The organism is Butyrivibrio sp. AE3009 (assembly GCF_000420845.1).
In the GTDB taxonomy this organism is placed as follows: domain Bacteria; phylum Bacillota; class Clostridia; order Lachnospirales; family Lachnospiraceae; genus Butyrivibrio.
In genome coordinates this window covers 1-7,065 of record NZ_ATVS01000075.1, presented here as the reverse complement: position 1 = coordinate 7,065, position 7,065 = coordinate 1, and the positions used below count along the sequence as shown (strand labels likewise).

6 protein-coding genes and 1 pseudogene are annotated in these 7,065 nt (G+C 47.0%); 6 read left to right on the top strand and 1 reads right to left on the bottom strand.

What is annotated here, in order from left to right; genetic code table 11:
- The first annotated feature begins 371 nt into the window (after positions 1-371).
- The 4 genes from G588_RS0118095 to G588_RS20955 all read left to right on the top strand — a co-directional run bounded on the left by G588_RS0118095 (position 372) and on the right by G588_RS20955 (position 4,552).
- Positions 372-878 carry a shikimate kinase gene (locus G588_RS0118095; protein WP_022780098.1) on the top strand — a complete coding sequence of 169 codons (507 nt, stop codon included), beginning with the start codon at positions 372-374 and terminating at the stop codon, positions 876-878.
- Positions 879-1,002: 124 nt separating this feature from the next.
- Positions 1,003-2,091, top strand: a complete 1,089-nt coding sequence (locus G588_RS0118090) for an extracellular solute-binding protein (protein WP_022780097.1) — start codon at positions 1,003-1,005, stop codon at positions 2,089-2,091.
- A gap of 24 nt (positions 2,092-2,115) precedes the next feature.
- Positions 2,116-3,798: an ABC transporter permease gene (locus G588_RS0118085; RefSeq protein ID WP_022780096.1), complete on the top strand. Its 1,683-nt coding sequence runs from the start codon at positions 2,116-2,118 to the stop codon at positions 3,796-3,798.
- Positions 3,799-3,832: 34 nt separating this feature from the next.
- On the top strand, positions 3,833-4,552 hold the full coding sequence (locus tag G588_RS20955) for an ABC transporter ATP-binding protein (RefSeq protein ID WP_022780095.1): 720 nt from the start codon (positions 3,833-3,835) through the stop codon (positions 4,550-4,552).
- 33 nt (positions 4,553-4,585) lie between these two features.
- Here G588_RS20955 and G588_RS0118075 read toward each other — a convergent pair whose 3' ends face one another.
- Positions 4,586-5,611 (bottom strand): DUF2804 domain-containing protein, encoded by a 1,026-nt coding sequence (locus G588_RS0118075; protein WP_022780094.1) that lies wholly within the window; start codon positions 5,609-5,611, stop codon positions 4,586-4,588.
- A gap of 150 nt (positions 5,612-5,761) precedes the next feature.
- Here G588_RS0118075 and G588_RS0118070 point away from each other — a divergent pair, with 150 nt between their 5' ends.
- Together G588_RS0118070 and G588_RS0118065 are read left to right on the top strand one after the other, a co-directional pair.
- The gene (locus tag G588_RS0118070; RefSeq protein WP_022780093.1) at positions 5,762-6,301 is read left to right on the top strand and encodes a Crp/Fnr family transcriptional regulator; all 540 of its coding nucleotides are present in this window, start codon (positions 5,762-5,764) and stop codon (positions 6,299-6,301) included.
- 169 nt (positions 6,302-6,470) lie between these two features.
- Positions 6,471-7,065 (top strand): annotated as a pseudogene (locus G588_RS0118065) (hypothetical protein); the annotation flags it as partial.

The following is a 7,065-nucleotide window of genomic DNA, read 5'->3' as shown; positions in this document are numbered from 1 at the left end:
CTGCGTGTTTTCCGGCTCCTTTATGGTATCAATATTTTGATAATCATATGAAACACCTGTGAAGTCGCATCTTAATATGCCTTTCAGGAACAAAAACTAGCTGGTAAAGGCTGAAATGTGTTATATACACATACTAAAACAGCATTATCTGGAGTATCAGTATGAATATCATAGGCCATCTAAGGTGATTAGCCCCTAACACCCTTGATATCAATATCCAGGGTGTTTCTATACTTTCAGCGGATTTGAATCTACCGGATATCATAACTACATATTTGTCTTACATTTCTAAGGAGTTCCAATTCTATGTTATAATGACTTCTATCGCGTCAACTGTTAAGTAATTTATGGCGCAGGATTTGGAGAATATTATGAAAAAAGACAATATCATCCTGGTGGGCATGCCTGCCTCCGGAAAGAGCACAGTAGGAGTTATCCTGGCCAAGATCCTGGGATACAGCTTCGTTGATGCTGACATCGTAATTCAGGAAAAAGAGGGCAGAAAACTTTCCGAGATAATAGAAACCGAAGGAATCGACGGCTTCATTGAGATTGAGAACAGAGTAAATGCCGGTATAGAGGCCCAGAAAACAGTCATCGCCACCGGCGGCAGCGCTGTCTACGGCAAAGAAGCTATGGAGCACTACAAGAACATCGGAAGAGTAGTGTACCTCAAGGTGGATATGGATCACCTTACCAAGCGCCTTAATGATGTAAAACAGCGCGGCGTGGTAATGCGTGACGGTCAGACTCTTATCTCTCTGTACAATGAGAGAAGTGTTCTGTATGAGAAATATGCGGATATAACAATTGACGAAAAGAACCACAGCATGGAAGAAGTGGTTGCGGATATTCTGGCGGCGATGGCTAATATCTGATTTTCATTTTCTTTTAATATTTTCCTCTTCGCTAACCATAGTACAATAATACATGGATGAAATTGCATATACATTTGCAGACAATTCCGCCAACGTACCTATGGTTAATGAGGAGGAGTTTATTATGAACAAAAAGAAAATCTTATCAATTCTGTTAACTATTCCCATGATAATTTCAATGGCTGCCTGCGGCTCATCAGGCCAGGGCGCCGGAAGCGAAGGCGGAAATGCCGGCGCTGATTCGCAGGCACCCGCTGCCACAAATTCTGAGGTATCCGGCAAGGTAGTCATCTATACATCCATGTACGAGGATATCGTCGATGAGATGCAGAAGGCCTTGAAAAAGCAGTTCCCAAATGTTGACGTTGAATTCTTCCAGAGCGGCTCCGGAACCATACAGTCCAAGATCGCCGCAGAGATGGAATCCGGTAAAATGGGCTGCGATATCCTTATGGTGGCTGAGCCCTCCTATTCACTTGAACTTAAGGAGCAGGGAATGCTCCATCCCTATATCTATCCCGAAGCCGACAAGCTTGCTTTTGAATACGACAAAGAAGGCTATTGGTATCCTGTAAGGACCCTTAACATGGTTCTTGCTTACAATCCCGAACTGAACAATAAAGAGGATCTTCCACAGACCCTCAAGGATTTCGCCGAGAGAGAAGATATGAAAGGACAGCTCTCCATGAGTAATCCCCTTACTTCCGGAACCGCCTATTCAACGGTTGTGGCTCTTCTCGATAAATACGGTGAGGACTATTTCAAGGCTCTCGGAGCTCAGAACGTAGCTATAGAATCAGGTTCCGTTGCTCTTACCAAGCTTGAGACCGGCGAGTGCAAGGAGATCATGATCCTTGAGGAATCCGTACTCAAAAAGAGAGAAGAAGAGGGCTCTGCCCTTGAGATAATCTATCCCGAGGACGGCTCCGTTCTCATTCCCTCAACCATCATGATCATCGACGAAGCTCACAGCGCCAACAACAATATCGCAGCCTGTGAAGCTATCGAGGACTATTACCTTTCGGTCGAAGGCCAGAAGCAGATCGTCAAGGGCTGGATGAACGGCGTACGAAGCGATTTTACAGAGGTTCCCTATGACGGAAGACCTATCTCTGAGCTTCTTGCGAACAACATTCCCGTGGACTGGGAAAAGGCCTACAAGCAAAGAGACGAGATCCGCACTATGTTCCAGGAGTATGTAACCGTGGAGTAATTCAAAGGGGAGCGACGGGGGTTCATGGAAACTAAGAAAAGATATTTTGATATTAAATGGCTGTTCATGGCACTGGTGGTGGCATTTCTCCTGGTTTTCCAGGTGTTTCCGCTGCTGTATCTGGTGGCGCGCTCATTTATATCCGACGGGCATTTTTCCCTGGAAGGTATAAAAAGGATATATTCCTACGGCCTTAACCTTAGCTGTCTTAAGAACACTCTGATCACCGCATCGCTGTCCATGGTATTTGGCGTCGTCATTGCTTTTCCCCTGGCCTGGCTGGTGGGAAGAACCAATCTCTACGGCAAAAAATTCTTTAGAACATTATTCGTGACCACCTACATGGTTCCTCCTTATGTGGGAGCCATGGCGTGGCTGCGTCTTCTTAATCCCACAGTGGGCACCCTCAACGTTTTTCTGCAAAAGCTCTTTGGGCTGTCCGCTGCACCCTTTAACATCTATTCGATAGGAGGGCTGGTCTGGGTTCTGACCACCTTCTATTACCCCTATGCTTTCATAACGATCTCAAGAGCTATGGAAAAAATGGATCCTTCTTTGGAGGAAGCTTCAAGAAGCTGCGGAGCATCGCCGGTCGCCACTCTTTTCACCGTGACGCTTCCGTTGATGCTGCCATCAATTGTGGCGGCGGGACTTCTTGTCTTAGTTGCGGCAGCCTCCTGCTACGGCATTCCGTCGATAATCGGAGCTCCCGGCAAAATCTATACCATAACCACCCGCATCGTTGACTACGTATCGGTGGGCTCAAGAGAGAGCCTGTCGGATGCCACATCCCTTGCGGTATTTCTTATGATCGTATCCTTCATAGTTCTCTATGTTTCCAATTTCACCGTGGCCAAAAAAGATTACATCGTAGTCTCCGGCAAATCCACCAAGCCTTCGATCGTGGACCTTGGAAAGTGGCGGATCCCGCTGACAATCCTTGTTTCCATATTTGCCTTTATCGTGGTGGTGCTGCCTTTTGCCACCGTATTCGCCACCTCTTTTACAATGAATATGGGAAAATCGGTATTTGCCCCCGGCAACATTACCTTCAAATACTGGAACACCATCGTTTCCAGGCAGTCCATCATCAAATCCACCGGAAACAGCATAATATCCGCAGTTCTGGCGGCGACTCTTGGAATGATCGTCTGTGTTTTCATGGCGTATCTGCTTAAGAGAACAGCGGCTAAGGGAAAAGAGATCCCGGATTTCCTTATAACCGTAGGCTCCGGAACCCCCAGCGTTGTAATCGCCCTGTCACTTATCATGACCATGTCCGGGAAATTTGGAATAAACATTTACAATACGATCTTCATAATGGTTGTGGCATATATGATCAAATACATGCTGATGGGAATGAGGACCGTTGTGGCGGCGCTGTCCCAGATAAGTACTTCCCTGGAGGAAGCGGCCCAGATTTCGGGAGCAGGATTTTTGCATAGAATGAGGGACATTACGCTGCCGCTGATCTTACCCTCAGCCGTGGCGGGATGGTTTCTGATATTCATGCCCTGCTTCTATGAACTTACCATGTCCAATCTCTTGTATTCCAACAACACAAAGACGCTGGGAGTTGAACTGTTTTTGTATCAGACCTATCACAGCCAGCAGACTGCGTCGGCCCTTGCCAGCGGGATACTGATATTTGTGCTGATCCTGAATGTGGCAATGAACAAGCTTACCAAGGGAAAGTTTTCCATCTGATGATGACAGGGAAAAAGCTATAACGGAGGAAATTATGGCAACCATAACATTAAAAAATGTGACCAAAAGCTTTGGAAACAGCAGAATAATAGAGAAATTCGATGCGGAGTTCGCAGACGGAGAATTCATAACTCTCCTGGGCCCCTCAGGCTGCGGTAAGACCACAACCCTTCGCATGATAGCGGGCTTTGAGAAGCCCACCACCGGCGAGATCTTCATCGGTGATAAAAAGGTCAGCGGAGAGGATACCTTCGTACCGCCGGAAAACCGCAATATCGGTATGGTATTCCAGTCCTATGCAGTGTGGCCCCACATGAACGTTTTTGACAACGTGGCCTACCCTCTTAAGATCAGAAAACGTCCGAAAGCTGAGATTCAGGAAAAGGTAAGGAATATCCTTGAGGAAATGGGTTTGTCTGACTATGAGAAAACCATGCCCTCCAAGCTCTCCGGCGGTCAGCAGCAAAGAGTTGCCCTTGGAAGAGCACTGGTATCGGAATCAGGAATCCTTCTCTGCGACGAGCCCTTATCAAACCTTGATGCAAGACTTCGCAAAAAAATGCGCAGAGAGATCAAGGAGATCCAGAAAAAATACGCCATAACCATTGTCTATGTAACCCACGACCTCACTGAAGCCGTGGATATGTCCGACCGTATTTTTGTCCTTAATGAAGGCGTGGTTCAGCAGGTGGGGACCCCTAAGGAAATATTGGAAACTCCCGCCAATGACTTCGTTCGTGAATTCATCTTTTAACGGATTGATGGGTTCAGGAGTTTTTTAGTCGTCTTAAAATTTGTTATGTACTTTTTCTGCGAAACACATCATATCTTTGATTTCGATAACGGTGCCATCATCCAGAACGGCCTTACCGGCAATTTTGCCAAATACCTGGTGCTGATCGGAGGCAATTATCTTGAAATTCATGTAGGCTGCACGGTCAAGAACCGGAATGAAATCCATTTCAAATCTCCCGTCGGAGGAAGTGATTTTCCAGGGATCTGTGTAACCTGATTCGGGAATATGGAAGGTTACGTCATCCAGCTTATGTACTTTTCTGTTGTAAAAAAGTACGTTTTCGGTGGCGGCGGAAGTGTTGCCAAAGCCATAGCCAATATTAAAGCCAAAGGCGTTTCCGTCTATATCGCAGTTACCTGATCCCCAATACCAGGTATTGTCGTAGGTCCAGACACCGCGGCCCCAGTCAAGGGTGCCGAAATCAGTCTTCGGGTCGAATTCATATTTTTTGCCGTCGTATTCCATATAGCCGGAGGCACGCATGGTGTTTATCTTCTGGTTATAGTAAAAAGCGTGCTTCTCATCCCAGGGAGTTGCGATGACCATGGTATCCATGTCGGGCTGCCTCAGGATAATGTCACATTTGAAGGGCTTTCCTTCGAAGAAGTTGTCAAAAGAGCAGGTGATATGGCGCTGACCCTCTGTTACTTCGTAGGACATTTGAAGCCTGCCATCGCTATAGGTGGTGCTGCCTGTCGAAGAGTCTGAGGGGAGTCTTAATTTGCCCATTGGAAGTGCATTTAGAACTGTTTCGGTGTGCTCCCACGGATTATCACCAAACTCGATAAGAGACACGGACTGAAGTCCGATATAGCCATCATCCGAGATAGTGAAAGCACCGGCAAAATCCTTGTTTAGAACCAGATAGTAATCCCACTCTTTGATACGCCATGCGGGAGCCTTGATCCTGCTTCTGTCATATCTTTGCAAGAGTCTGCGACTCCAACCGGGCTCTGAGAGTTCGCCGTTTTCATCCAGCAGGTCGTGAACGGTTGTCACTTCATGATTTCTGCCCATAATAATCCCCCTTTCATACTTATAATCATTATAGCATGGCGCACGATACAATAATGCGTTTATAAACGTTTAATTTGTTATCAATATAACGTTCATTTAAAATATAATCAGAAAAATGGGTGAATGTGTTTTATGACGGAGGCGCAGCAGATGGATAAAAACGTATTCGATGCCTATTCTGTAAAAAATCAAAATAAGATAATCACAGTTCCGGCGGGTATGACAATCCTTAGTGAAGGAGAGGTCAACCTTGATATGTACAAGGTCATTGAGGGAAATGTGGAGATGTACACCGGCTACGGAACTGATAAGGAAGTGCTTCTGGGAATTTTGAGCCCGGGAGCCTGCTTTGGAGAATTCGGGCTTCTGCTTCATAAACCGGCGATCTATACCATCACCACTTTTTCTCAGGTTAAGCTCCTTAGAGTTACGGAAGGAACCATGGGGGACTTCGTCAAGGAGAATCAGGACAGCATTGTTCAGATGATGAGGAATATGGCAGGGATGATGCTGAATATGTCCCATAACATTCAGCAGCTTAGTCAGGAGCTGGAGGATGTCAGCAGTAGGATTTCACCGGATGTAAACATTGTTCAGAAGAAACGAGACCAGGATGCGACAATGATCAAGGACTCTCTTCGCGAATATGCTGTGAAGGGGTATTCCTACAAGTTTTTTGGGAAAAAATAGGCTGTCTGCGGAGCGGTCTGACAGGCTCAAATCACAGAAAATTTGCGGATTTTATAGAAAATTTACTGTAAATTCACGGGGAAATAAAGGATAATATAGCTAGACGCTATATGCTCTAATAAATGTACGAAATAATGATTTTTGGATATAAATCGAAAGGAGAAACAGCATGGATGGCATGAGCACTCAGGATATTCTTAATGGGCAGGATCTTTCTACTGCCAATGTGGATGATCTTTTGGCTGCAATGAAGGCAGAAGAGGCCGCAGCCGCGCCTGCAGCGGCACCGGAACAAGCGCCGCCACCGGCTCCTGCACCCAAAAAAGCTGCGGAACCTGAACCAATTATGGACATTCCCAGTGTAGAGGATATAATGGCGGCAAGCGCAGCAGAGGTTCCCGCAGAGGCGGCACCCGCTGAGGAAGCTCCTGCACCTGCGCCGGTAGATCCGGAAGCGATGATGGCAGCAATGGCCGCAGCCGAGACTGCATCCGATGTGGATGCGATGATGGCGGCTATGGCAGCTGAGGCACCTGCGAAAGCACCGGCAGCCGAGCCTGTACCGGAGGCAGCAGAGGCTCCGGCTGATATGGACGCAATGATGGCAGCGATGATGGCCGGAGAAGGCGCTACGGGAGAGATGCCTACACTTGAGGAGGCACCTCCGGATGTGGATCCTGCCCTTGCAGCTATGTTGGCAGCAGCAGAGGCAGCACCGGCAGCAGAGGTACCGGCAGAAATGCCTGTAGCTGAAGAAGCCCCTG

What these genes read in the sequence shown, in the direction of transcription:
- G588_RS0118095 (WP_022780098.1), top strand. Translation starts at nt 372, where the DNA reads ATGAAAAAAGACAATATCATCCTGGTGGGCATGCCTGCCTCCGGAAAG.
- G588_RS0118090 (WP_022780097.1), top strand. Translation starts at nt 1,003, where the DNA reads ATGAACAAAAAGAAAATCTTATCAATTCTGTTAACTATTCCCATGATA.
- G588_RS0118085 (WP_022780096.1), top strand. Translation starts at nt 2,116, where the DNA reads ATGGAAACTAAGAAAAGATATTTTGATATTAAATGGCTGTTCATGGCA.
- G588_RS20955 (WP_022780095.1), top strand. Translation starts at nt 3,833, where the DNA reads ATGGCAACCATAACATTAAAAAATGTGACCAAAAGCTTTGGAAACAGC.
- G588_RS0118075 (WP_022780094.1), bottom strand. Translation starts at nt 5,611, where the DNA reads ATGGGCAGAAATCATGAAGTGACAACCGTTCACGACCTGCTGGATGAA.
- G588_RS0118070 (WP_022780093.1), top strand. Translation starts at nt 5,762, where the DNA reads ATGGATAAAAACGTATTCGATGCCTATTCTGTAAAAAATCAAAATAAG.